Source organism: Mucilaginibacter sp. dw_454, assembly GCF_018449775.1.
Classification (GTDB): Bacteria; Bacteroidota; Bacteroidia; order Sphingobacteriales; family Sphingobacteriaceae; genus Mucilaginibacter.
Genome location: NZ_JAAVVB010000001.1, coordinates 822,368 through 846,166, shown reverse-complemented (window position 1 = coordinate 846,166; position 23,799 = coordinate 822,368). Strand labels below are relative to the sequence as shown.

20 protein-coding genes, 1 tRNA gene and 1 riboswitch are annotated in these 23,799 nt (G+C 42.3%); of the genes, 13 read left to right on the top strand and 8 right to left on the bottom strand.

Going from position 1 to position 23,799, the window contains the following annotated elements:
* Window positions 1-44: 44 nt before the first annotated feature.
* Entirely contained in the window at window positions 45-1,238 is a 1,194-nt protein-coding gene (gene mqnE / locus HB679_RS03820) for an aminofutalosine synthase MqnE (RefSeq protein ID WP_214070607.1), read from the bottom strand.
* Between the two features lie 114 nt (window positions 1,239-1,352).
* Window positions 1,353-1,883, bottom strand: a complete 531-nt coding sequence (locus HB679_RS03815; RefSeq protein ID WP_214070606.1) for a hypothetical protein — start codon at window positions 1,881-1,883, stop codon at window positions 1,353-1,355.
* A 74-nt stretch (window positions 1,884-1,957) separates the two neighbouring features.
* Between HB679_RS03815 and HB679_RS03810 the strand changes: the two genes are divergently transcribed.
* From HB679_RS03810 to HB679_RS03800, 3 genes are all read left to right on the top strand, one after another.
* Window positions 1,958-3,073: an aminotransferase class I/II-fold pyridoxal phosphate-dependent enzyme gene (locus HB679_RS03810; RefSeq protein WP_214070605.1), complete on the top strand. Its 1,116-nt coding sequence runs from the start codon at window positions 1,958-1,960 to the stop codon at window positions 3,071-3,073.
* 210 nt (window positions 3,074-3,283) lie between these two features.
* Window positions 3,284-3,393, top strand: a riboswitch (SAM riboswitch).
* 212 nt (window positions 3,394-3,605) lie between these two features.
* Complete coding sequence (metX, locus tag HB679_RS03805; protein WP_214070604.1) at window positions 3,606-4,661, top strand: homoserine O-acetyltransferase; 1,056 nt, start codon at window positions 3,606-3,608, stop codon at window positions 4,659-4,661.
* Window positions 4,661-5,872 (top strand): homoserine dehydrogenase, encoded by a 1,212-nt coding sequence (locus HB679_RS03800; protein ID WP_214070603.1) that lies wholly within the window; start codon window positions 4,661-4,663, stop codon window positions 5,870-5,872. The genes metX and HB679_RS03800 overlap by 1 nt, the downstream gene beginning before the upstream one ends.
* 204 nt (window positions 5,873-6,076) lie before the next feature.
* Here the strand turns inward: HB679_RS03800 and clpB are convergent, their stop codons facing one another.
* Window positions 6,077-8,692 (bottom strand): ATP-dependent chaperone ClpB, encoded by a 2,616-nt coding sequence (gene clpB / locus HB679_RS03795; protein ID WP_214070602.1) that lies wholly within the window; start codon window positions 8,690-8,692, stop codon window positions 6,077-6,079.
* Window positions 8,693-8,887: 195 nt separating this feature from the next.
* Here clpB and HB679_RS03790 point away from each other — a divergent pair, with 195 nt between their 5' ends.
* Complete coding sequence (locus HB679_RS03790) at window positions 8,888-10,213, top strand: HAMP domain-containing sensor histidine kinase (protein ID WP_214070601.1); 1,326 nt, start codon at window positions 8,888-8,890, stop codon at window positions 10,211-10,213.
* On the opposite strand, the gene HB679_RS03785 is transcribed toward HB679_RS03790, so the two are convergent.
* Complete coding sequence (locus tag HB679_RS03785; protein ID WP_214070600.1) at window positions 10,210-11,640, bottom strand: AAA family ATPase; 1,431 nt, start codon at window positions 11,638-11,640, stop codon at window positions 10,210-10,212. The two genes, HB679_RS03790 and HB679_RS03785, sit on opposite strands and share 4 nt — an antisense overlap.
* A gap of 60 nt (window positions 11,641-11,700) precedes the next feature.
* On the opposite strand from HB679_RS03785, the gene HB679_RS03780 reads away from it, so the two are divergent.
* The 4 genes from HB679_RS03780 to coaD are packed head-to-tail and all read left to right on the top strand — an operon-like array spanning window position 11,701 to window position 14,550.
* Window positions 11,701-12,513 carry a DUF3822 family protein gene (locus HB679_RS03780; RefSeq protein ID WP_214070599.1) on the top strand — a complete coding sequence of 271 codons (813 nt, stop codon included), beginning with the start codon at window positions 11,701-11,703 and terminating at the stop codon, window positions 12,511-12,513.
* Entirely contained in the window at window positions 12,489-13,022 is a 534-nt protein-coding gene (gene rsmD, locus HB679_RS03775; RefSeq protein ID WP_214070598.1) for a 16S rRNA (guanine(966)-N(2))-methyltransferase RsmD, read from the top strand. The genes HB679_RS03780 and rsmD overlap by 25 nt, the downstream gene beginning before the upstream one ends.
* A 13-nt stretch (window positions 13,023-13,035) precedes the next feature.
* Window positions 13,036-14,043, top strand: a complete 1,008-nt coding sequence (locus HB679_RS03770) for a hypothetical protein (protein WP_214070597.1) — start codon at window positions 13,036-13,038, stop codon at window positions 14,041-14,043.
* Window positions 14,044-14,088: 45 nt separating this feature from the next.
* Entirely contained in the window at window positions 14,089-14,550 is a 462-nt protein-coding gene (gene coaD, locus HB679_RS03765; protein ID WP_214070596.1) for a pantetheine-phosphate adenylyltransferase, read from the top strand.
* Here the strand turns inward: coaD and HB679_RS03760 are convergent.
* Complete coding sequence (locus HB679_RS03760; RefSeq protein WP_214070595.1) at window positions 14,519-15,157, bottom strand: NUDIX domain-containing protein; 639 nt, start codon at window positions 15,155-15,157, stop codon at window positions 14,519-14,521. The two genes, coaD and HB679_RS03760, sit on opposite strands and share 32 nt — an antisense overlap.
* On the opposite strand from HB679_RS03760, the gene pyrE reads away from it, so the two are divergent.
* From pyrE to HB679_RS03745, 3 genes are all read left to right on the top strand, one after another.
* A complete protein-coding gene (pyrE, locus tag HB679_RS03755) occupies window positions 15,156-15,809 on the top strand; it encodes an orotate phosphoribosyltransferase (protein WP_214070594.1) in 654 nt (217 codons plus the stop codon). The two genes, HB679_RS03760 and pyrE, sit on opposite strands and share 2 nt — an antisense overlap.
* 3 nt (window positions 15,810-15,812) lie before the next feature.
* Window positions 15,813-16,214, top strand: coding sequence for an SRPBCC family protein (locus tag HB679_RS03750; protein ID WP_214070593.1), 402 nt, complete (start codon window positions 15,813-15,815; stop codon window positions 16,212-16,214).
* 81 nt (window positions 16,215-16,295) lie between these two features.
* Window positions 16,296-17,918, top strand: coding sequence for an ATP-binding cassette domain-containing protein (locus tag HB679_RS03745; RefSeq protein ID WP_214070592.1), 1,623 nt, complete (start codon window positions 16,296-16,298; stop codon window positions 17,916-17,918).
* Window positions 17,919-17,952: 34 nt separating this feature from the next.
* On the opposite strand, the gene HB679_RS03740 is transcribed toward HB679_RS03745, so the two are convergent.
* Window positions 17,953-19,398, bottom strand: a complete 1,446-nt coding sequence (locus HB679_RS03740) for a family 43 glycosylhydrolase (protein WP_214070591.1) — start codon at window positions 19,396-19,398, stop codon at window positions 17,953-17,955.
* Window positions 19,399-19,501: 103 nt separating this feature from the next.
* On the opposite strand from HB679_RS03740, the gene HB679_RS03735 reads away from it, so the two are divergent.
* Together HB679_RS03735 and HB679_RS03730 are read left to right on the top strand one after the other, a co-directional pair.
* Window positions 19,502-20,764: an FG-GAP-like repeat-containing protein gene (locus tag HB679_RS03735; RefSeq protein WP_214070590.1), complete on the top strand. Its 1,263-nt coding sequence runs from the start codon at window positions 19,502-19,504 to the stop codon at window positions 20,762-20,764.
* A gap of 75 nt (window positions 20,765-20,839) precedes the next feature.
* Window positions 20,840-20,912 (top strand) — tRNA-Lys (locus HB679_RS03730).
* Between the two features lie 300 nt (window positions 20,913-21,212).
* On the opposite strand, the gene HB679_RS03725 is transcribed toward HB679_RS03730, so the two are convergent.
* The gene (locus HB679_RS03725) at window positions 21,213-23,210 is read right to left on the bottom strand and encodes an FG-GAP-like repeat-containing protein (protein WP_214070589.1); all 1,998 of its coding nucleotides are present in this window, start codon (window positions 23,208-23,210) and stop codon (window positions 21,213-21,215) included.
* 156 nt (window positions 23,211-23,366) lie between these two features.
* The gene (locus tag HB679_RS03720; RefSeq protein WP_214070588.1) at window positions 23,367-23,744 is read right to left on the bottom strand and encodes a hypothetical protein; all 378 of its coding nucleotides are present in this window, start codon (window positions 23,742-23,744) and stop codon (window positions 23,367-23,369) included.
* Window positions 23,745-23,799: the final 55 nt, after the last annotated feature.

Genomic DNA, 23,799 nt, shown 5'->3' with positions numbered 1-23,799 from the left:
TAGGTCATTTGCCGATCAAAACAATGACTCAATGACACGATGACCTAATTAATCACCGGCAGTTTATAGTACTGAGGTTTTGGTTCCTCGGCAAACTGATAATCGTTATAGTCGGTAACTACATTATATAAGGTGTCGCGTTCTATCGGGTAACGACCAACCTGTTTGATCAACTCCACCAATTGTTTGGTGCTCATGCCCGGGTTTTGCTCTTCGGCACCGGCCATCGAGTAGATCTTGGTAGTATCATCCAGCGTACCATCAATATCATCCACACCAAAATTTAACGACAGTTGTGCCGTGGTGCGACTTATCATTGCCCAATAGGCTTTAATGTGATCAAAATTATCCAGGTAGATACGTGAGATAGCATAATTACGCAAATCCTCAACCACGGTCGTCTCCGGCACGTTTGACATCTGATTATCTTTATTACGGAATTTCAGCGGGATAAATGTCTGGAAACCACCGGTTCTATCCTGCAACTCGCGCAGCCGATCCATATGGTCTATTCTGTGTTTATATTCTTCAATATGTCCATATAACATCGTGGCATTCGAGCGGCCACCCAGCTTGTGCCATTCTTCATGGATAGCCAGCCATTGGTCGCCGGTACACTTATCTTTTGCTATTTGCGCACGTATTTCAGGATGGAAAATTTCGGCACCACCACCCGGTATTGATTCCAGGCCGGCATCCATCATCATTTTCATGCCGGTAGCATAATCTATTTTGGCCTTCTTGAAAATGTAGTGATATTCTACCGGAGTTAATGCTTTCACGTGTAATTCGGGGCGATGAGCTTTAATACGACTGAATAGTTCTGCATAAAAAGCTACATCGTATTGTGGCAGTACACCGCCTACTATATGCACCTCTGTAACCGGCTCATTATCGTATTTTTTTACGATGTCGAACATCTCGTCCATCGTATATTCCCAACCTTCTTCTTTTTGCTTCAGCAAACGCGAATACGAGCAAAATTTACAATCGTAAACACAAAGATTAGTAGGTTCAATATGGAAATTGCGGTTAAAATAGGTTTTGTTGCCATGGCGTTTTTCGCGGATGTAATTGGCTAAGACGCCCAGGTACCCCAGTTCGCCTTTTTCAAACAACAACACGCCTTCATCAAAACTAATACGTTGATTATGAAGTACCTTTTCAGCGATATTTTTTAGTCCGGGTAATAGCTCCGGATCATTCAACAAAACCTGTAAGTTGTCTGATACCTCCATTTAGAAAATTATTTAAACAAAGGTAGTAAAATGCCGCAATTTAGCGGGGCAATTATTGGCAGTACCATGTTTAAACACATAGTATGACGCAGCGTTTACAGAGCAGCAAATAATTTAATTGGTGATAGACTTGATATTTACGCCTATAAAGCAATCGCTTACACAGCTATTGGGCGTATAGCCAGCAGCCGATATCATGCCATTATTGTTAGTCTGAAAAGTTATTACGTTTTTACTCTTGTCTGCTTTTAGCCAGATATTTTGGGCCTGGTAATAGATATCGTCCAGCGTTAACAATTGGGCGCCCTCGGTGCCATGCGTACCTAAAGTGTTGGCTGTTTCATGCCACTGGTCTGTTAGCGTTTTAGTGGTAGTATTGCTACCGGTATCGAATTCGTATTCGTAATTTAAAAAATCGCGAGCGGTTATTTCGCCTTGCTTAATAGTAATTGTAGTTTCTGAATAAGTGGCGTCCTTAACATCGTGTACAGCTATGTAAGTATACGTATTACCCGAACTTTTTTTGAAAGCTAGAAATGTGCTATAGCTTTTATCAAAATCAGACGATACGCCGCTTTTATTACAAGACAAGATTGCCGTTGCCGCCACAATGGCTACAACCAGCAGTACTTTAGGAATTTTCATAATCGGGTTTATTTAAGTAAAAATATAAAAACATTGCCTTATTATATCTAATTATTCCGGTAATTTGAATTATCATGAAAACAGAGACTATTGCCATCCACGCCGGTAATCATACCGACGAAACTACAGGAGCCGTTGTTCAACCTATAATTACGTCAACAACGTTCGAACGGTTGTCAGACGAAAGTTTTCGTGGCGATTATATTTACAGTCGTTCATCAAACCCTAATCGTACTGCTTTAGAAAACGTGTTGGCGAAGCTGGAAGGCGGCACAGCGGCAGCGGCTTTTTCATCGGGCAACGCGGCGGGCATGGCTGTATTTCAATCCCTTAAACCCGGCACGCACATTATCGCTCCTGATGATATGTATCATGGTTTACGCAATCAGTTAAAACAATTATTTGCCGGGATATTAGAGTTTGATTTTATAGACATAGACAATACAGAAATTTTAAAATCCCATATCAAATCAAATACCGGGTTGATCTGGATTGAAACGCCATCAAACCCCTTGCTTAAGGTTACCGATATTAGAAAGGTTGTCGCGTTAGCAAAAGAAAACAATACTAAAGTGGCTTGCGATAACACCTTCGCCACCCCTATCTGCCAGCAGCCGTTAAAATTGGGTGCAGATATAGTGATGCACTCCACCACAAAATATTTTGGCGGGCATAGCGATATAATGGGCGGTGCCTTAATTACTGCCGAAGACAATGAGTGGTGGCAAACCATCTGTAAAGTACAGACCATGGGTGGCGCCATTCCCTCGCCTATAGATTGTTATTACATGGTACGCAGTATCAAGACACTACCCTACCGTATGCGCGGCCACGTACACAACGCGCAATTGTTGGCCGAGTTCCTGGCAATACATCCTGCTGTGGAGCTGGTACTCTACCCCGGTTTACCATCGCACCCAAACCATGAAGTGGCTAAAGAACAGATGACCGGGTTTGGCGGCGTGCTTTCGTTCCAGGTTAAAGGCGACCGTGAGGACGCGCATCGGGTGATTAACAAAGTAAAACTGTTTACCAAAGCTACCAGTTTAGGCGGCGTGGAGAGTTTGATCGAGCATCGCGCAACCGTTGAAGGGCCAGATACCAAAACGCCTTTTAATCTATTACGTATTTCTGTTGGATTAGAACATATTGATGATTTGATTGAGGATTTGGAGCAGGCGTTGAGTTAGAGATTAATCATTTGTCATTGCGAGGAGGAACGACGAAGCAATCGCGAACTATGCTTCCTTGCGATTGCCACGCTATGCTCGCAATGACAAATTAAATTGAAGTTGCGGCCATCTCACAAAAAAATTTGGATAAATAAGATTAATCCCCTTTATTTGCAACCATAATTCAGTAGCAATACTGTGTCACGATCAATTCCCTCATACGGTTTTGATTTATAAAGAAGCGGCGAGAGATCAGGCTCAATGACCCGCTGGCAACCCTCTAAGGTTAGAGAAGGTGCCAATTCCTGGCCCGGTAAATATCCCGGGAAATATAAATTAACAACATGGAAAATTTTACAAACACCCATCTTCAAGTTATTACTGTCAAAACCACTGCACTTGCTATCAGCACAATTTGCTGCATGTGCCGCTGTTGATACTATACAGTTAATACGTTTCCTTTTCTGTTTTACTGAAAATACGTGTACTGTAACCGGTCAAGCATCGGTTTACCCAAACCTCAACAGCCAAATCAAACCAAATAGTAAAAATGAGTTACCAAACATATACTTACCAGCATGAATTCGAATTTGAGTGTGGCGTTAAATTGCCACAGCTCGAGTTAGGCTATCATACCTATGGTACCTTAAACAAAGCCAAAGACAACGTAATATGGGTTTGCCACGCTTTTACTGCCAATTCTGATGTATTAGATTGGTGGAAGGGTCTGTTTGGCAGTGGTTATTACTTTAATCCAGAAGAACATTTTATTGTTTGCGCTAACATGCTGGGTTCAACTTACGGTTCAAGCGGGCCTTTAAGTGTGAATCCGCAGACTGGCGAAAATTATTACCTGTCATTCCCACAGGCTACTGTGCGCGACATGATCAAATCGCAGCAATTGCTGGCAGCGCATTTGGGCATTGAAAGTATTCATACGCTAATCGGTGGTTCGCTAGGTGGCCAACAAGCCATGGAATGGGCCATTATTGAGCCTGATTTTATCAAGAATTTGATATTGATTGCGGCTAATGCCAAACATTCTCCATGGGGCATCGCCTTTAATGAGTCGCAACGACTAGCTATAGCCGCCGATCAAACTTTTTATGAAAATAAACCAAATGGCGGCGCCAAAGGCCTAAAAGCCGCAAGAGCGATGGCTCTACTATCCTATCGCGGCTACAAAACCTACGGCATTAAACAGCATGAGGAAAGCAATGAGGTAGTAGACAATTATAAAGCGTCAAGCTATCAAAATTACCAGGGTGACAAATTGGTGTCGCGCTTCAATGCCTACAGCTACTGGTATCTATCAAAAGCTATGGACTCGCACAACGTGGGCCGTAACCGGGTAAGTATTGAGGATGCGTTGAGCAAGATCACAGCACGTACGCTGGTTATTGGCATTAAATCAGACTTATTATTTCCTATTGAGGAACAACAATATTTGTTTCAGCATATCCCGCAATCGGCCTTTGCCGAGTTCGACTCGTACTATGGGCACGACGGTTTCCTGATTGAAACAGAAGCATTAACTAACATTATTACATCATTCTTTAAAACTGACGTAAAAGGAAAAATTATCCAATTACAGCAAACCGCATAATGAGCAAGAAACTAAATATCGGCCTTTTTGGCTTCGGCATTGTCGGCCAGGGACTTTACGATATCATCAGAACTAAAAACCTTAATATCGAAATAAAAAAGATAGCTATTAAAGACGCCAGCAAAGAGCGTTCTTTACCGGCACACTATTTTACGACTGATAAAGACGAATTACTGAATAACCCAGAGATCAATACCATCATTGAGTTGATCAACGATACAGAAGCTGCTTTTGATATTGTATCTACAGCTTTGAAAACGGGGAAAAACGTAGTATCGGCCAGTAAAAAAATGATAGCCTTACACCTGAATGAACTTATTGCTTTACAGGATGAATATGGTACTTCGTTATTATATGAAGGTGCAGTTTGCGGCAGTATCCCTATTATCCGTAATCTGGAAGAGTATTATGATAATGAGTTACTGCACTCTATCAGCGGCATTTTTAACGGTTCGTCAAATTATATTCTGTCAAAAGGATTTTTAGAAAATCTGGATTATGCTTCGGCTTTAAAAGAGGCTCAAGATTTGGGCTTTGCCGAGACTGATCCGATATCAGACGTTGGCGGTTATGACGCTAAATATAAATTGGTAATAGCTGCGGCGCATGCTTATGGCGTAGTGATTGATCCGGACAGGATCTTTAACTTTGGGATCCAAAACCTGGCTGCCGATGATATCCGTTATGCCCGTGAAAAGAATTTGAAGATAAAACTGGTGCCGGTTGCTAAAGAACTGGACGATAAACATGTAACCCTATTTGTACTGCCTAAGTTTGTTAACGAAACTGAGTTTTTATACAACGTAGAGTATGAATATAATGGTGTAACCGTACAAGCTGCATTTGCCGACCAGCAGTTTTTCTTTGGTAAAGGCGCAGGTGGCCACCCTACCGGTTCGGCAGTATTGTCGGACATTGCGGCGCTGCGTTACGATTACCAATACGAGTACAAAAAGACCAAAGAAAGCAAAGGCTTAAACTTCACCAATGATGTTGAGTTGAATATATATCTGCGTTATGAAGACGAAGAACTAGTGAAACTTCTGGAGTTTAAAACCATTAACGAGCGCTACTACTCCGGCACTTATAAATATGTCACCGGAAAAGTAAATCTTCAAAAACTTATCGATAATGAATCCCGTATATATGAGGACAAGGCGTTCATCGCCTTTGCCGATCAGCTAACGGGGGTCAGTTTAGCATCGGTTTAAATTAACATAAGTTTCAGTTTTATGTTGAAGGGTTCTGTAAAAAACGGAGCCCTTTTTTTGTGGCATATTGTCATTGCGAGCGTAGCGTGGCAATCGCGAGCTGTTCTCCTTGCGATTGCCACGCTACGCTCGCAATGACAAGTAACTATAAACAAAAAAGCCGCCCCATATGGGAGCGGCTTTTTAACTATATAGTGGATTTAATTATTTTCCGGCTGTTGTTGCGTCGTTAGCATTCAAAAACACAAAGTTGTTATCAAACATGTCCAGTTTGATCTTGCTGTCTTTATCTACTTTGCCGGCAAGTATCTGTTTCGATAATTCGTTTAGTATGCGCTTCTGAATAACACGTTTCAATGGCCTTGCACCAAACTGCGGGTCGTAACCTAACTGAGCCAACCAATCCAGCGCTTCGTCTGATGCTTCGATCTGTACACTCATTTCGGCCAGGGTTTGTTGTACCTGTGCAAACTGCAATTTAACAATGTCCCCTATCTCATTACGGCTTAACGGCGTAAACATGATAATTTCGTCTATCCGGTTCAAAAACTCGGGACGAATGGTTTGTCTTAACACATCAAACAATTGACTCTTAGTTTTAGCAATCACTTCCTCTTTATCGCTCTCTTCAAAATCCTGGAAATTTTCCTGGATAATGTTTGAACCAATATTAGAGGTCATAATGATAATAGTATTCTTAAAGTTAACTACACGGCCTTTATTATCAGTTAAACGACCATCATCCAATACCTGTAACAAAATGTTAAATACATCCGGGTGTGCTTTTTCAATCTCGTCCAACAAGATCACACTATAAGGTTTTCTGCGGACGGCCTCTGTTAACTGTCCGCCTTCATCATAACCTACATATCCCGGAGGCGCGCCTATTAATCTCGATACAGCATGACGCTCCTGGTACTCGCTCATATCTATACGTACCATCGCGTGTTCATCATTAAACAGGTATTCGGCTAAAGCCTTTGCCAGTTCGGTTTTACCAACCCCCGTAGTACCTAAGAATATGAAAGAGCCTATTGGCTTACGTTTGTCCTGCAAACCTGCACGGCTGCGGCGTATGGCATCGCTAATGGCCTCAATTGCTTCATGCTGACCGGCAACGCGTTTGTGTAACTCATCTTCCAACCCCAGCAATTTCTCGCGTTCGCTCTGGATCATTTTTGATACCGGGATGCCTGTCCAGCGTGAAACTACGCCCGCAATATCATCGGCAGTAACCTCTTCTTTCAGCATCCGGCTTTCCGACTGGTTAGTCAGTAATGCTTCTTTAAGTTTTTCAACTTCTTCCTGTGCTTCGCGGATGCGGCCGTAGCGCAGTTCAGCTACTTTACCGTAATCGCCTGCACGTTCAGCCTGGTCAGCCTCCAGTTTATAGTTTTCTATTTGCTCTACTTTTAAATTGATGCCATCAACCACATCCTTTTCTCCTTGCCATTTAGCACGTAAAGAATCACGGTCGGCAGATAAATTGGCAATCTCTTCTGATAGTTCTTTTACCCGCTTGTCATCTTTCTCGCGTTTAATAGCTTCGCGCTCAATCTCTAATTGCATGATGCGGCGTTCCAATTCATCAACAGCTTCGGGGACAGAATCCATTTCAATACGTAGTTTAGAAGCGGCTTCATCCATTAAGTCAATGGCTTTATCCGGTAAAAAACGATCAGATATATAGCGTTGCGACATTTCGACAGCGGCAATAATAGCCTCGTCTTTAATGCGCACTTTATGGTGTGCCTCGTAGCGTTCTTTCAATCCACGCAGGATGGAGATCGCGTCGGCGGTATCAGGTTCATCAACCAGCACCATCTGGAAACGACGTTCTAAGGCTTTGTCCTTCTCAACGTATTTTTGATACTCATTCAGCGTTGTTGCGCCTATGGCTCTCAATTCGCCGCGTGCCAGGGCTGGTTTTAATATATTAGCCGCATCCATAGCGCCTTCGCCGCCACCGGCGCCAACCAATGTATGGATCTCATCAATAAACAGGATAATCTCTCCATCGGCTTGCGTTACTTCTTTAATAACGGCTTTTAGTCGTTCTTCAAATTCGCCTTTATACTTGGCACCTGCTATCAGCGCACCCATATCCAACGAGTAAACAATCTTAGATTTTAAACTTTCAGGCACATCGCCTTTCAATATCCTAAAAGCAATACCTTCGGCAATAGCGGTTTTGCCCACACCTGGCTCGCCAACCAATACCGGGTTGTTTTTGGTGCGACGCGATAAGATCTGTATGGTACGACGAATCTCGTCGTCACGACCTATCACCGGGTCGAGCTTACCGGTGCCTGCATATTCATTCAGATTACGGGCATATTTACTTAAAGCTTTGTAGGTGGCTTCCGCGTTTTGATCAGTCACCTTATTATCGCCGCGCAATTCTATGATAGCTTTTTTAAGATCCTTTTCATTCACACCAAAATCTTTAAGTGCAGAACTGGTTTTATCGCTCACACTTAAAATACCTAGCAATATATGTTCTACAGATACAAAATCGTCTTTAAACTCTTTCAGGTACCCGGTGGCTTTTTGCAAAACCGAATTTGCGTTTGATGATAGGTAAACATTGCTGCCGCTAACTTTAGGGAACGATGCAATTTGTTCGTCCAAAATATCATTTAAGCGATTGATGTTTACATTCAGTTTTTTTAAAAGATAGGTTATCACATTCTCATCAACCAATAACAAACCTTTTAGCAAATGCGCAGTCTCGATAGACTGCTGCTGATTACCGGTTGTAATCTCGGAAGCTTTTTGTACAGCTTCCTGGGCTTTGATGGTAAAATTGTTAAAGTTCATAAGTCACTTTAGTCAAAACACTTGCCACAGTGCATATTATGAAATTATGGCATTGCTATTTAATTTAGTATGTCTTTTTGTCAAGTACAGGCAGATAGTTACTGCCTTTTTGTAACAAAGCACACTAAAAAAGGTGTTGAAAAACTAATCATGACCAAAATTTGATATTTTTGAGTATCCTTAATTTAAATAACATTGGATACCCATTATTTTAAAAGTATACCGGGGAAATACCGTACCTCATTCCGTAATTATTATACGTTACAGAACCTGCAGTCTATCCGTAACTGCGCCATTATTTTCTTTGTGATCAATGCAGCATTGCGCATTTTGATGTGGTCATTGCCCATTAGCATTACCAAAGCGCAAAATTTCCCGGAGTTTGATTTCACTAACTGGATCTACATTATTGTTACCCCTATATTTTATTTGATAGCGCAATTATTGCTAACGCAGATCAGGAAAACCAAGAAAGCCGATACAGTAATGCTGCTCTTTACGTTTGTATTTGCGCTATATATTATTTTGTGTGGGATGTATTCCAGTTTCATTGCCACATCCGACCCACGCAATGCATTAACTGTTTACCTTATAGCTTTATGTGTGATATCGGTAATGTGCGTGTTTGAGTATGACGAGGTGATTTTGCTGCTGATATTGACTGAAGTTAGTTATACGGCCCTGTTATTATATGCGCATGCCGACCCAACCAGCATGCTATATGACCAATTAATATCCATAGTATTACTGGCAGGTTTTTATTTGATATCCAGGTACTTCTTTTCTTACAAAGCCAGCTATTATCAGCAGATCATCGAGATCCGCAGTAAAAATATTGAGATTGAAAAGGCAGGCGAGTTTAAGAATCAGGTACTGGGTATGGTAGCGCACGACTTACGAAATCCTATTGGTGCGGTAGAATCTATTGCGATGATGATGGAATTGGAGGAACTTAATGCTGATACACAAGACAATGTAAACATGATCAAAGAATCATGCTCAAAGGCCCGCGGTATCCTGGACGATCTGCTGGAAGCCGCCAAAAATGAAAACATCAACGTTATTGAGACGCAAAAGACTGAGCTTAATCAATATCTCAAAAGTATCATAGACGCCTGGAAGGTCCAAAACAGGTTTAATGTGGTGCTCATCAGTTCAGTAAATCCACTAAGTGCGCAGCTAAACAAAGCGAAATTTACCCGCGTAATGGACAACCTGATTAGTAACGCACTGAAATTTTCGAAGGATACAGACAATGTCGAATTGCATTTGAACCAAAAAGATAGCCTGATCATTCTTGAAGTTAAAGATCATGGCCTTGGTATCCCACAGGATATGCTGCCGCATATTTTCGAGCGTTTCAGTATAGCCGGCCGTACGGGCTTAAAGGGCGAAAAATCAACCGGACTAGGATTAAGTATCGTTAAGCAGATCATTGAGAGCCATAAAGGCCAAATAAGTGTGGGGAGTATTGAAGGTAAAGGCACTACGTTTACTATTCAGCTGCCGGTGAGCGTCTAAAATGGCCTATCCACCGGGCCACCATAAAACTTGTCATTAAAATTCACCAAAAACAACTCTTTAGTAGCACGCGTACACGCCGTGTAGAACCATCGCAGAAAATCAGTATTTACCATTTCGTCGGTCAAAAATCCCTGGTCTACAAAAACAGCATCCCATTGACCACCCTGGGCTTTGTGACAGGTTATCGCGTAAGCAAATTTAACCTGTAGCGCGTTATAGTACGGATTAGTTTTAAGCTCCAGATGCTTCAAGCGCTTGTTGGGGATATGATCGTAATCTTTCATCACCTCCAAATAGAAACGTTTCTGATCATCCTGCGTTAAAGCCGGAGATTCGGTATAAAGTGTATCCAGTAAAACCTTACAATCTAATATCGGGTCCTCGGCATAATCTGTAAACTCCAGCTGCACATCGGCAAACCTAAAACCGTACATATCCTCTATCCTACGCACCTTACGTACTTTGGCAATATCGCCATTGGCAATAAACGATGTACTATTTTCCTGCTGATCCTGCAGCCAGAAGTAATTGTTTTTAACCACCATCAGTTGGTCTCCACCAGTTAATTCTTCCTCGCGCCAAAGCAATCGCGCCCGTATCTGTTTATTATAGAGATTAGCATTTTTGTTAGAGCGACAAATCACCAGCGTGTTCTCATTACCATATTTATTATAGGCGTATTCCAATCCTTCCTCCAGGCGTTCGCCGGTCATCCTGAAAACATCCTTATATCCTTTGGTAACAATTTGCGGAATAACTTCTAATTGTTGACGGATGATATCACGAACATTAGTAGCATTAAATAATATACCAGAGTCTTTCTGCTGCCTTAAAACATCAGTTAACTCAAAACTGAATACTTCCAGGCCGTAGTCGCCCTTCATCACCTGCGGATTTAAAGCCGGGCTATCATCCGAGCCAACAGGTGGTAGCTGTGCAGTATCGCCTACCAGCATGAGCTTGCAGTTTTTTTGATTGTAAACAAAGCGCACTAAATCATACAACAAAGTATGGCGGCTATGGCCACTTGGCGTGTCGGATATCATAGATGCCTCATCCACAATAAAAAGTGTGTTGGCAGCTATATTATCGGCTATCATAAATTCGCCCTCCACATCTAAAGCTGTTTTTTTTCGGTAGATACGTTTGTGGATGGTAAATGCTTTGCGGCCAGAGTAACTGGTTATTACCTTTGCGGCCCTGCCGGTTGGCGCCAGTAATACAGATTTGAAATTGTAAGTTCGTAAAGCTTTAACTAATGCGCCTACAATGGTGGTTTTACCGGTACCGGCATAGCCCCTCAAAATAAAACATTCGTCGCCTTCGTCTGTCAATAAAAAATTGTGCAGCAGGCCAAACAGTTGTTGCTGTTGTGCAGTAGGTTCGTGCGGAAAAGCTTTTCTGATTTGATCTGTATCGGACACTTTGCAAAAATGCTTATAACTACTTTAACTAATTCAAAAAATATTACTTTTGTTAACAGCATGAGCGAACAAATTTACACTTTCCGCGATCCGTCGTTTAACCTTAACCAGGCCTACTACTATACGTTGTTGATACAAGTAGACGAAAAGTCGTTCTCCTACGCTATCACCTACAAGAAAGACTTAATTGCCTGGGATACTAATTGTAACCTGGCCGAACTTGCAGAGCCACAGGAGTTAGCCGAAGAATTGACCGCTACTTATAAAAAAGTGGTGATTGGTTTACCATCAAATGGCTTTACACTGGTACCTGCCGCACTGTTTAATAAAGATCAGGTTGCTAACTATGCACGTTTGCTGGATGTTAAAGCCGACGAACGTGTGCTGGCTCAACCTATAGATAGCCAAAACTTTATTATTTATAAGATTAATGAGAAGGTTGCTGCTGCTGTACAACGTTTCGATTTTGACAACGCGGTTTATCAGAATAAAGGTTGGATCATTGCAGCCTCACAGGATAACCCTACCAGCCAGACGGTACACGTTCATGCTGAAAATAGTAAAGCCGAATTTCTATATTTAAAAAACGGCGCTATCCGTTTCTACAATAACTTTAATTACGAAACTGAAGACGACCTGGCTTATTATGTTTCGTTCGTACTAGATGAACTGGGTTTGCAATCTGCCGATATCAATCTAAAATTAAGTGGTAACCTTAAAGCCGGCGATAAGTATACTACCCGCCTGGAGCAGTTTTACCCTAATATTAGCTACTTTAACCCGCAATTGTTAAACCTGCCGACACAAATTGACGCGCAGCAAGTTTTAACTTTAACGGCTTTGTCATTATGCGGATCATCGGAGGCAGTTTAAAAGGGTTACGACTTAATCCGCCTAATAATTTACCGGTACGCCCTACTACAGATCTGGCTAAAGAGGCCCTGTTTAACATCCTGCAAAACCAAATCGAATTTGATAATATTGATGTGCTGGATCTGTTTTGCGGTACGGGTAATATTAGTTATGAGTTTGCATCGCGTGGTGCAAAGCAGGTAATCAGTGTCGACCGAAGTATCCATTGCATCAATTACATTAAAGATACCTCGCGCCAGCACGGATTTGACCAGATAAAAACCTATAAGGCCGATATTTTTAAATATCTGCAACTGGAAACAGAAAAATACGACTTGATCTTTGCTGATCCGCCTTACGATCTGAACCAGATCCCTGAGATCCCAAAGATCATATTTGATAAAGAACTGCTACAGCCCGATGGTTTATTAATTGTAGAGCATCAGTCTATGCAAAATCTAAGTAATCATCCCGCATTTACAGAGCAGCGTAAATATGGGCATTCATCATTTTCATTCTTTAAGAATTAGCTATCACCATACCATGAGAAAGAGCATTTTATACTTATTAGTTGCAGTTTGTTTTACAGTTGGATTGCAGAGCTGCACCAACAGTAAGGGCACCAAAGCCAACGATCAGATTGATAAAGATATTCGCCAACAAATAGCCGAGGTAAATAAAAAATTATTTGAGGGCATAACCACCGGCAATGTACAGGCTGTTAAAGACCTCATGTCGCCCGAGTTACTTAAAAATGCCGGCAGCCAGATAGACACTATAGTAACCCGTTGCAGCAAACGCTACCCCGCAAAAAGTTTCGAATTGCTAGATGAGTATTACACCAAAGGGATGGCGAAAAAATCGGAAGATTCAATCAAATCTGATAAAGGAAGCGTTAATGATTACAATATTGGTTTCCGTGTTAGCAATGATGAAATGTATACTTCGCTAATGGTTACAAAAGGCTTAACCATCAACGGTTTGATATTCGCAGTTTATGGAAAATATGGTAACGATTGGAAGGTAGCTATCCTTCAAATGGGCGATTACAGCATTATGGGCAAAACAGCCGAGGATTATTATAAAGAAGCTCAGGAACTGCATGCTAAAGGCAGCCTCGTTGACGCCACCAACCTGATGATCATAACCTCACAATTGGTAAGCCCGGGCGGTACTTATTTTTCTTACCGGAACGTATCGCAAATGAAGATATTCTTTTCAACCACCATTGATGTAGCCAACGCCACTTACCAATTACCTATTATAGTTAAGCAGGTAAAAACCGAGCCGCAGATATTCTCGATTAGTCCGCAGGTTATTGAAGAAGTCGGTCATGAGGGAATTTATCCTGTTATTAAGTACAGATCGACCATTAAATTAGAAGATACTGCCGCTTTGAAAGCCGAGAATGACGCCATGCAACAAGCTATAGGTACTATATTTAATGGGATTGACCAAAACAACCAGTATATTATGTATGAGGCTTACAACCAAATGCCTGACGGAAAGTCAAGCCCGCGCCATTACGGATTTATCCAAAAATTAAAATAGAGATAACCTGGTTAAACTTATCTTTACTTAAAATATCAGTAGCTCATGAAGATAGCACTTTTCCCGGGATCATTTGATCCGGTAACGAAAGCTCATGTTGACATTGTTAAAAGATCTGTCGGTTTATTTGATAAGCTATACATCGGCATTGGCCATAACAGCACTAAACCCGGATTTTTACCTGTAGATAAGCGCGAGCAGATGCTTAGAGCAGTCTTTGAAACCGAACCCAAGATCCATATTGTTGCCTACGAAGGGTTAACTGTGGATTTCAGTAAAAGCATCGGGGCCGCTTATATGGTGCGTGGTATCCGTACGGTATCTGATTTTGAGTATGAAAAAGCTATCGCACAAATGAATCACTCCCTGGCGCCGGATATTGAAAGTATATTTATAGTAAGCAAACCCGGTTATTCATCCATCAGTTCAACCATTGTACGCGAAATTTTGCGTTATGGCGGCGATGTAACGCAGTTTATTCCGAAAGAAGCGCTGGCTTATCTATAATCAGATCCATCTCGTGCAGCACATCTAAAATAGATGGAAAAGTATTGGCCAATATCGCGTCGATATCATTGGGTTTGAACCAGCGTACGTCGGTTATCCCCTCCTCTTTCTGAGGTTTTAACTTTTGCTGGCCCTTAGCTTTCATTTTATACCAATACGTTTTCTTTAATACAATCTCGTCTTTGTAGATATAAACATGGTAGGTTTTGCAGATTCTATCGCCGCGCTCGCTAATGGTTATATTGCATTCCTCTTCCACCTCACGCACAGCTGCTTCTTTAACCGTCTCTCCTTTTTCAATTTTACCTTTAGGTAAATCCCATTTATCGTTGCGGTAAATAAAAAGCAGGTCTTTGCTTTCATTCTTGACTAACCCGCCTGCAGCCTTGATAACCTTTACACTTTCCTTGATCTGTTTTAAAAAAGCTTTGGCATCCGGGCATAGAACATAAAACAAGTCGTTTTTATGAGCCAGCACCCAGGTATAAATTATTTTCAAATCAAAGCTCTGTTTATCAATGACTTGATACGCCTCAATTTGCTTTGGTGCAGATTCTGTTAATAAGATAACTTTCTGGTTAATATAAATTCTGTATTTTTGAGCCATGTTTAATACTACTGAAACCGAACAACAGGTAGCGGAATTTTTATTGCAAATAAAAGCAATTAAATTACAACCTACTAATCCTTTTACTTGGGCCTCAGGCTGGAAATCGCCTATTTACTGCGATAACCGTATTACGCTGTCACACCCCCCTATACGTACATATATACGTCAACAACTAACAAAGGCTATACAAGAAAAGTTTGGCTCTGTAGGTTGCATTGCAGGCGTTGCAACTGCAGGTATACCCCAAGGTGCATTGGTAGCACAAGAATTGGGGTTGCCTTTTATCTATGTGCGCTCAAAACCAAAAGAACACGGCCGCGGTAATATGATTGAAGGCGATATATTGACCGGCAAGCGTGTCGTAGTTATTGAAGATCTTATATCAACCGGTGGCAGTAGCTTACAAGCCGTAGCCGCACTACGCGAGGCAGGCTATGATGTAGCAGGTTTGGCAGCTATATTTAGCTATGGATTTGATCTGGCTACAGAAAATTTCAAGGCAGCTAATTGTCCGTTTATCACCCTTTCAAATTATTCAGCATTGATTAGCTATGCCGAGGAACATCAATACATCTCTCGTAAAGATGTGGAGCTGTTAAGAGAATGGCGCGAAAGCCCATCAACCTGGGGTGCAGAAGCGACCCAATAACAAATGGCAATTTTTGAAAGTAAAATATCTGTAAATCGGCCGGTAAGCGATGTTTATCAATTTCTGGCCGATTTTAACAATCATGGGCAGCTTATGCCCGATAGTGTGCAGGACTGGGCGGCTACTTATAACGACGCCAGTTTTATGGTACAAAACACCATTAAATTATCTTTGCAAATAGCCGAACGTATTGAGAACAAAGCCGTCAATATCCTGGCGGTTAACAATCCCCCATTCCCTATCCAACTTAACTGGTCGCTTGAAGTAAATGGCGACGCTACAGACGTTATTTTTACCATAGATGCAGAATTGAACATGATGATGAAAATGATGGTGTCTGGCCCGCTCCAAAAGCTGGCAAATCATGAGGCGGAGAGCCTGGCCTCCTTGTTGAGCAGCAATTAGTAATCTTTCTTAACTAATCGCTAATCTTCAACTTCTAATAACCCAAAAAACCGTACCTTTGCAGCAAATTACAGGTGCCGCATGATTAATGTATCAAATCTAACTTTACGCTACGGTAAGCGTACTTTATTCGAAGATGTTAACTTAAAATTTACCCAGGGTAATTGCTATGGCATTATTGGCGCCAATGGTGCGGGTAAATCGACATTTTTAAAAATCCTTTCGGGCGAGGTTGACCAAACCAGCGGAACTGTGAGTTTTACTCCCGGTGAGCGTATGGCCGTATTAAGCCAAAACCACTATGCTTTTGACGAATTTACAGTTCTGGAAACTGTAATGATGGGTCACAAAGAGATGTATGCGGTGATGAAAGAAAAAGACGCTATCTACCTGAAAGAAGATTTTTCGGATGCCGATGGCGAGCGTGCCGGCGAACTGGAAAACTTGTTTGCCGAAATGGATGGATGGAATGCCGAGAGTAATGCCGCTACCCTATTAAGCAACCTGGGCATTAAAGAAGAATTTCATTATCAACTGGTAAAAGACTTAGACAATACGCAAAAAGTACGTGTGTTATTAGCACAGGCACTTTTTGGTAATCCTGATATCTTGATCCTGGATGAGCCTACCAACGATTTGGACATCCACACCGTAAGCTGGTTGGAGGATTTCCTGGCGGGATACGAAGCCATTGTATTGGTAGTATCGCACGACAGGCACTTCCTGGATACCGTTTGCACGCACGTAGTAGATATTGATTTTGGTAAAATGACCATTTATACCGGTAACTATACGTTCTGGTACGAGTCAAGCCAATTAGCCTTGAAACAACGTTCTGATCAGAATAAAAAGACGGAAGACCGGGTTAAAGAGTTGCAGGAATTCATTCGCAGATTTAGCGCCAACGCGTCTAAATCAAAACAGGCAACCAGTCGTAAAAAAGCTTTGGATAAGATCAATCTGGATGAGATTCAGCCATCAAATCGTAAATACCCTGGTATTATCTTTAATAACCTGGGTCGTGAAGCCGGAGATCAAATCCTGCAAATTGAGGGCTTGAGCAAAACGTTAAATGGCGAGGTGTTATTTAAAGACATCAACCTGATGGTCAATAAAGGCGATAAAATTGCCGTTATCTCAAACAACAGTTTGGCCACTACCGCTTTCTATAACATTTTAACCGGCCGTGATAAAGATTTTAAAGGCGATTTCAAATGGGGTGTTACCATTAATTATGCTGATATCCCTAACGATAGCACCGAGTACTTTGCCGGTAAAGAAGATAACCTGATTGATTGGTTACGCGAATATTCACCGGGCGAAAAGGATGATCAGTTTATCCGTGGTTTCCTTGGTCGTATGTTATTCTCTGGCGAGGAAGTGTTGAAGAAAAGCAGTGTGCTTTCAGGCGGTGAAAAAATGCGTTGCATGTTTAGCCGGATGATGTTACAGTCGGCCAATTTATTGATGTTTGACGAGCCTACTAACCACCTTGACCTGGAATCAATCACCGCGTTGAACAACGGTATGAAAGACTTTAGAGGCACTATCTTATTCACCTCACGAGATCACGAATTAGTGCAAACTGTAGCTACCCGCATTATTGAATTAACTCCGGGCGGTATCATCGATAAACTGATGACTTACGATGAGTATATCAATAGTGATGCTATCGAAAAACTAAAAGAAGAACGCTACGCATAATAACACATATCAGGTAGATATAGTATATTGATAATTAATTATTTACTACGTCTACCTGATATAAAAATTCAGGTTCGGCGCTGTCTTTTGTCGCCCTGTCATACTCCAAACCATAACACCCTTTTGCGGTAGTCGAGCTTATGCTGATAGTATAGGTCTTCCCTGCCGTTATTTTAATATCAGGGTGCAAAACCAAATTCTTTGGCGACCAGCTCAGTTTATCTGCATTGACAGTGAATGACTTTAACGGCTGATCATTTCCATCCGCAGAAATAATAACCTGCAATTCGGCATCCGGGTAAGCAGCTTTAAAAGTGGAGATACTTAGATTGGTCAATGTACCGGTCTTTCTAGCCTTGAATGCACTGCTGCGTTTAGTGGTTGCATTGATATCACAACCCGGCGCAAAGTTTAAAGTAGCGGGCTTCGCCGTTTTTGCTGCGGACGGGATAGCAACTGTATTCTCGCATTCGATGGGCTGTATCGAACCATCGACACCAAATTTAAGTGGCGCCCAATAGTAATTAGCCAACGACTCATTCTTGGCGGCGTTATTCCACAAATCGCTACCAAACAGAAATACATCCCCAGTTTTTAATTTGATAGACGATACAAATGAAGGCTGACCGCCACAAGAATTATTGCTAATCTGTTTACCCTCAGACCAAGGCCCCAGCGGCGATTTAGCCGTACGATACGATGCGCCGGTACCACCGCAATAACCACAGTTTGGATCAGAATAGATCAAATAGTAAATGCCCTTTCGTTTAAACAAGGACGGTGCCTCGGTACTTTGTTTGGTTATAGCCCGGATAACTTTACCGGTACCTGTAAGGTAGTCATCGCTCAATTGCTCAATAGCTATAGCGCCTTGCGCATGCCAGTCGGTGTATGCCAGGTAAGCTTTGCCATCATCATCTACAAAAGTATCGTGATCGCCGTTATTTAGGCCCGCTACGGCTGCATCTGCGTTAACGGCTAAATGAGGTTCGGCTTGTTCTGTAAATGGACCTATAGGCGTCTTACTGGTAAATACGCGGTAGCCTGTTCTATTGTCATAAACGTTGATCCAAAGTACGTAACGTTGGGTGTTTTTATTATAAATGACATGCGGGCGGAAACAGCCATAAGTATTACCATTACAGCGGGTTTGCCAAACCGGTGTAGTCGCGTCAAATAATTGGCCCTTGTCTGTCCAGGTCACCATGTCTTTTGATGAATAAACCTCAAATCCGCAGAAAGGCGCATCTTTATGACCCCACTCAAATCCGCAGCCGTAACTGGTGCCATACAAATAATAGGTGCCATTAAAATAGGCTATTTCGCCATCGTGGGCATCCACAGCATCACCCAGTTTACTGAAACGGGTAACCTGTTCGCCTTTGCTATTGAAGTTGGTCAAGGTTTGCGCCTTAACGCCTGGCGGGAAAATAAAGGCTATTGCCAATATGGATTTAAAAAACTGCTTAAGGGTCATCATAGATTTGACTAATTGGTCGGCGACTGTTGCGTTGTAAATATACCGATACAGATCAATTTACCTAATCTGCTTTTATATATTGCATTTCCAATCATCCCCTTTTATGAGAAAATCGCTGTTTGTATTAATTGCTCTGGCCGCATTTAAAATAACCGGTGCGCAAACCCATCCGGCTAGCCAACCTCAATTTAAGCGGACAGTTATAGACAGTACTATTCAATACGCCTCGCACAAACCAAAGGTATTGGGGAAGTTTTCCAAAGATCAATACAACGACATAGGCTCGCCGGATAATCAAGGCTTTAAGCTCTATCGCTACTCGAAGAATTGGAAACCGTACGTGATCTTCTCGCCAGGCGATCCGGGAGGATACGAAGATGCTCAGATAGCAGACATTAATAACGACGGCTGGAACGACATCATCCTGGGCGGCTGGAGCAACCACACCCTCTGGGCCGAAAACCCGGCGGGCAGCGGCAACGATCCCTATACAACCCAGTGGGCAATCCACACCATAGATGGCACCCGTTTCTCGCACGAGGTATGCGCCGCCGACCTGAACGGTGATGGCAAACCCGATGTAATCACCACCAGCGGTGTTTACATACAAGGCGCTACCCCATCCGACTGGACCTTTGTGAATATAGGCCGTAGTGGTCAGGGTACTTGTGTTGTGAATGTTTTGAATCAAAAAGACGGCTTTGCCGACGTGATTGGTTTATATAGGGACGGCGATAAAAACCAAGTAGCCTGGTTCGAAAATCCGGGGCATACGGGTGGAAATCCACTTAAAGATAAGTGGATTCCGCGTATCATTGACGCCAATCCGGGCGGTGACAAATGCAATTTTGAGATGACCACCATGGCCTTTACCTCCGGTGACATTAACGCCGACGGCCGCGTAGACCTTGTTTGCGCCAGCCAGGGCGAAGGCACGGGTGAAGCAGATGATAACCGGCAGATTGGCGATGGCCTGGTTTGGTACGAAGCTCCTGTCGACCCACGTACCGGTACCTGGATCAAACACACTATTGACCCAAAAGTGGGTTGGATCCATGCCTCATCGATCAAACTTGCCGACTTTAACGGCGATGGCCACCTGGACGTCAACTACGCGCAGCAAGACCAAAGCAAGCTCCGTAAAGACGGCAGCGACATCAAACAGCAACTGGGTATCTATTATAACATAAACGGCAAGGGTTTGCACTGGCGCGGCCAGGTAATCAGCAGATATGGAGACTATGGCGCGGGTGGGTTTAACTCTAAGGTGGGTATCATTGGTAAAGATAAACTGCCAAGCATCATCACCTCGTTACATGGCTTTTTAAAAGATGCTAACCCGTTGGTTCTGTGGCGAAACAAGTAAACTTAGCGTCACACCTTCAAAAACAAATTGCGGGTTTGGTATATTACCGTATATTTGACACCCTTTACAACACCTGACTTGGTAGCTCAGCCGGTAGAGCAACTGACTCTTAATCAGTGGGTCGAGAGTTCGATCCTCTCCCAGGTCACCCGTTTTAATCTAAAGCCTCAGGTCGTAAGTCTTGAGGCTTTTTGGTTGGTGGTGTTTGTTTCACGCGCGTGTATAACAGATGAAACAAGTGAAACAATACTTACAATTAAATTATTGATAATAAACACTTTATTAAAAGTGAGTGAAACAAAATGAAACACTAAAAATGACTTTTAAGTATTTTTTTGTTTCACGGGTCGTCAATTTTCGCAACAAAAAGATATCCGGTCAGGCAGCTTTATTGATTCTTATTTAAGCTATAAAACAATTAAACGCATTTAAAAATCACTTAAAACATTTATTTAAAGCTTCCCAAATAGCTTAGAGATTCTTCCACCTGCTCAACGGCGTTTTCTGCTTCGTCCTCGATGTAGTAATACTGCACACCGGTTTGCGCTGCCGCGTGCAAAACATCTTTAAAATCAATTACCCCTTTGTTTAAGGCAACGCTGGCCGCATCATTCGTAGTGCCGGTGTATATGCCGGTTGGCTCGCCTGCACGCATTTGTTTGAGATGGATAGCTATAAATCTGCCTTTGTATTTATGCAGCAGCAAGGCAGGATCGGTGCCGCCATGGTAGGCCCAATAGGCGTCTAGCTCAAAGTCGGCTACGCCTTTTTTCATGCCGCCGGCCATATAGGCAAATAAGGTACTGTCAGCCAAAGGCTTAAACTCATAGCCGTGGGGATGATAAAAGAAGTGCAATCCGTTATTTTTAAGTGTCAAACCAGCTTTGTTAAACATCGCTATAGCTTTATCGGCATCCGCTTTTGAAAAATCACCATCATGAGGTATCCATCCGCAGCCCACTATTTTGGCTCCAAATAATTTGGTTTGCTTAATTACCGTTCCAATACTATCTCTGAACAACTCATAAGGAAATACCATGCTGGTAGCAACTAAATGATTAGCATTTAAATAAGCTTTAAACTTTGCGGGAGACAAGCCATAATATCCGGACACTTCCACCTCTTTGAACCCCATCGATTTTACCTGGGTAAAGGTTTGTTGCTTATTCTTTTCAAATTCGCGCCTGAAGCTATAAAGCTCCAACCCTATTTTATTGGGGATAAGGGTATTTAAATTAGCGACTGGTTTACCGGTGCCATTTTGCAGCCACACATCAACCCGGGGCGTGTTCAAGTTATAGGGCTTGTATAAAATATCCATATCCCCATCGCCGTCTAAATCTGCTACCCGGGTTTCGTGGAAATCATACCCGGTTTGAAAAACCGTTTTCCTAAAATTGCCCTTACCATCGCCATATAAAATAAAGGCTTCGGCATTGGGGTTATCTGCTTTGGGCGAGCTTTCTGTCCATTTACCCATTTCCGCCACAAAAACATCCAGATTGCCGTCGCCGTCTATATCCTCAACCTGCAGGCTATGGCCATGGATCAGTTTTCTGCCAATCAAATCGCGCCCTTTCCAGTCGGCGGGATTTTCAGGATCACCATCGCACTCATAAAGTTTAGCTAAACCTTCCCCATCGCCCGGCGAAACAATAATCTGCAGCGTTTTACCAGGCCTGAATTTCCCCACGGCAACCCGACCTGCAGCATCAGCATAATGGACAGCTTTAAAACCACCTGTCTTCTCATCATACTTTAACCAATTATTACCCGCTATAATATCCTCATAGCCATCGCCATCAACATCGCCTTTGGTTAACCCTTCTACATACCATGCGTGTTTTTCGTCATCTGCACCTGCTTTGTAAATAGCTTTATATTGCCATGGCGACTGCTTAGGATTAGCTGGAATATCAGCTAAATAAAGTGTTTTATCATTTTGATTCCAGAATACTACCTGGGCATTGTCATTGTGTTTAAATTGGCCTATCACCTGGTCGTGATGCTGGGTGGCGCCGCTGTTTTTAATGATATGCCTTTTCCATTGGCCATTGATATTTGGATAAGGGTTCTCCCACCACCAAACCTCGTTACTTTGCCAATCGCCGCCAAAAACCAGGTCCAAATCACCATCGTGGTCTATATCATACAGCGCCCCGCCGGCTTCAACTGTGATCATGGTGCTGTCAATTACATGTCTTACCCAGCCTTTATTGACACGTTGGTACCATACTGCTGCGGGCGCTTGCTTACGACAAGTGAGCACAAAATCATTCACACCATCATTGTTTAAATCGCCAACTACACTGCCGGTTTGTTCAACACTATTCCAGGGCAAGGATATATCTTTAGTAGCACTTGACAGGTGAACCCAGTTTGTATTTTGGGCATACAGCAGACAATTGAACAAGCATAGAAATGCCAGCAGGCCAAGTTTTCTCATAAAAAGGGTTTGGTTAATCGGTATATATCAAATATACTTTCATATCTGTCATTTAAACAAATATTAACCTGGGATATTAAATCCCGGCATGTAACAATCCTATAGGTAGATCCGGATTGATTTTGATTACGGTGCTTTTTTAACTGGCACGCTTTCTTATTTCAAGCTTTTTAAATTTTGGATATATAACATCATAGCGGCGTCATCCAACAAAATTTCTTTACTCATTAAATATTGGGTGACAGTATATACATTCCCAAAAGCCCCATTTGCATCGGCAATTGTGCTAACCAGCTTCCAGCCGTCCAGGTTCATCCTTAACAATAAAGTGTTGATGTTTTTAAGTTGATATTTTTTTTTGTAATCGATCATCACTATGGACTTTATACTGTCAGGATAAAGTTTGTCATAATCAGTGTAATCTACCGTACAATTTGAGCTATTAGCGCGACTGTAGATAGTCAATTTATGTTTTTGTGCAGATGCCGCAATGGTGGTAAAGCCAAGTATCAGCATAAATAAATACTTTTTCATGGTTCGGGATTTACTTTATTTTTTCGACTAAGCAAAGAAGAGAAAGTTTAGAACT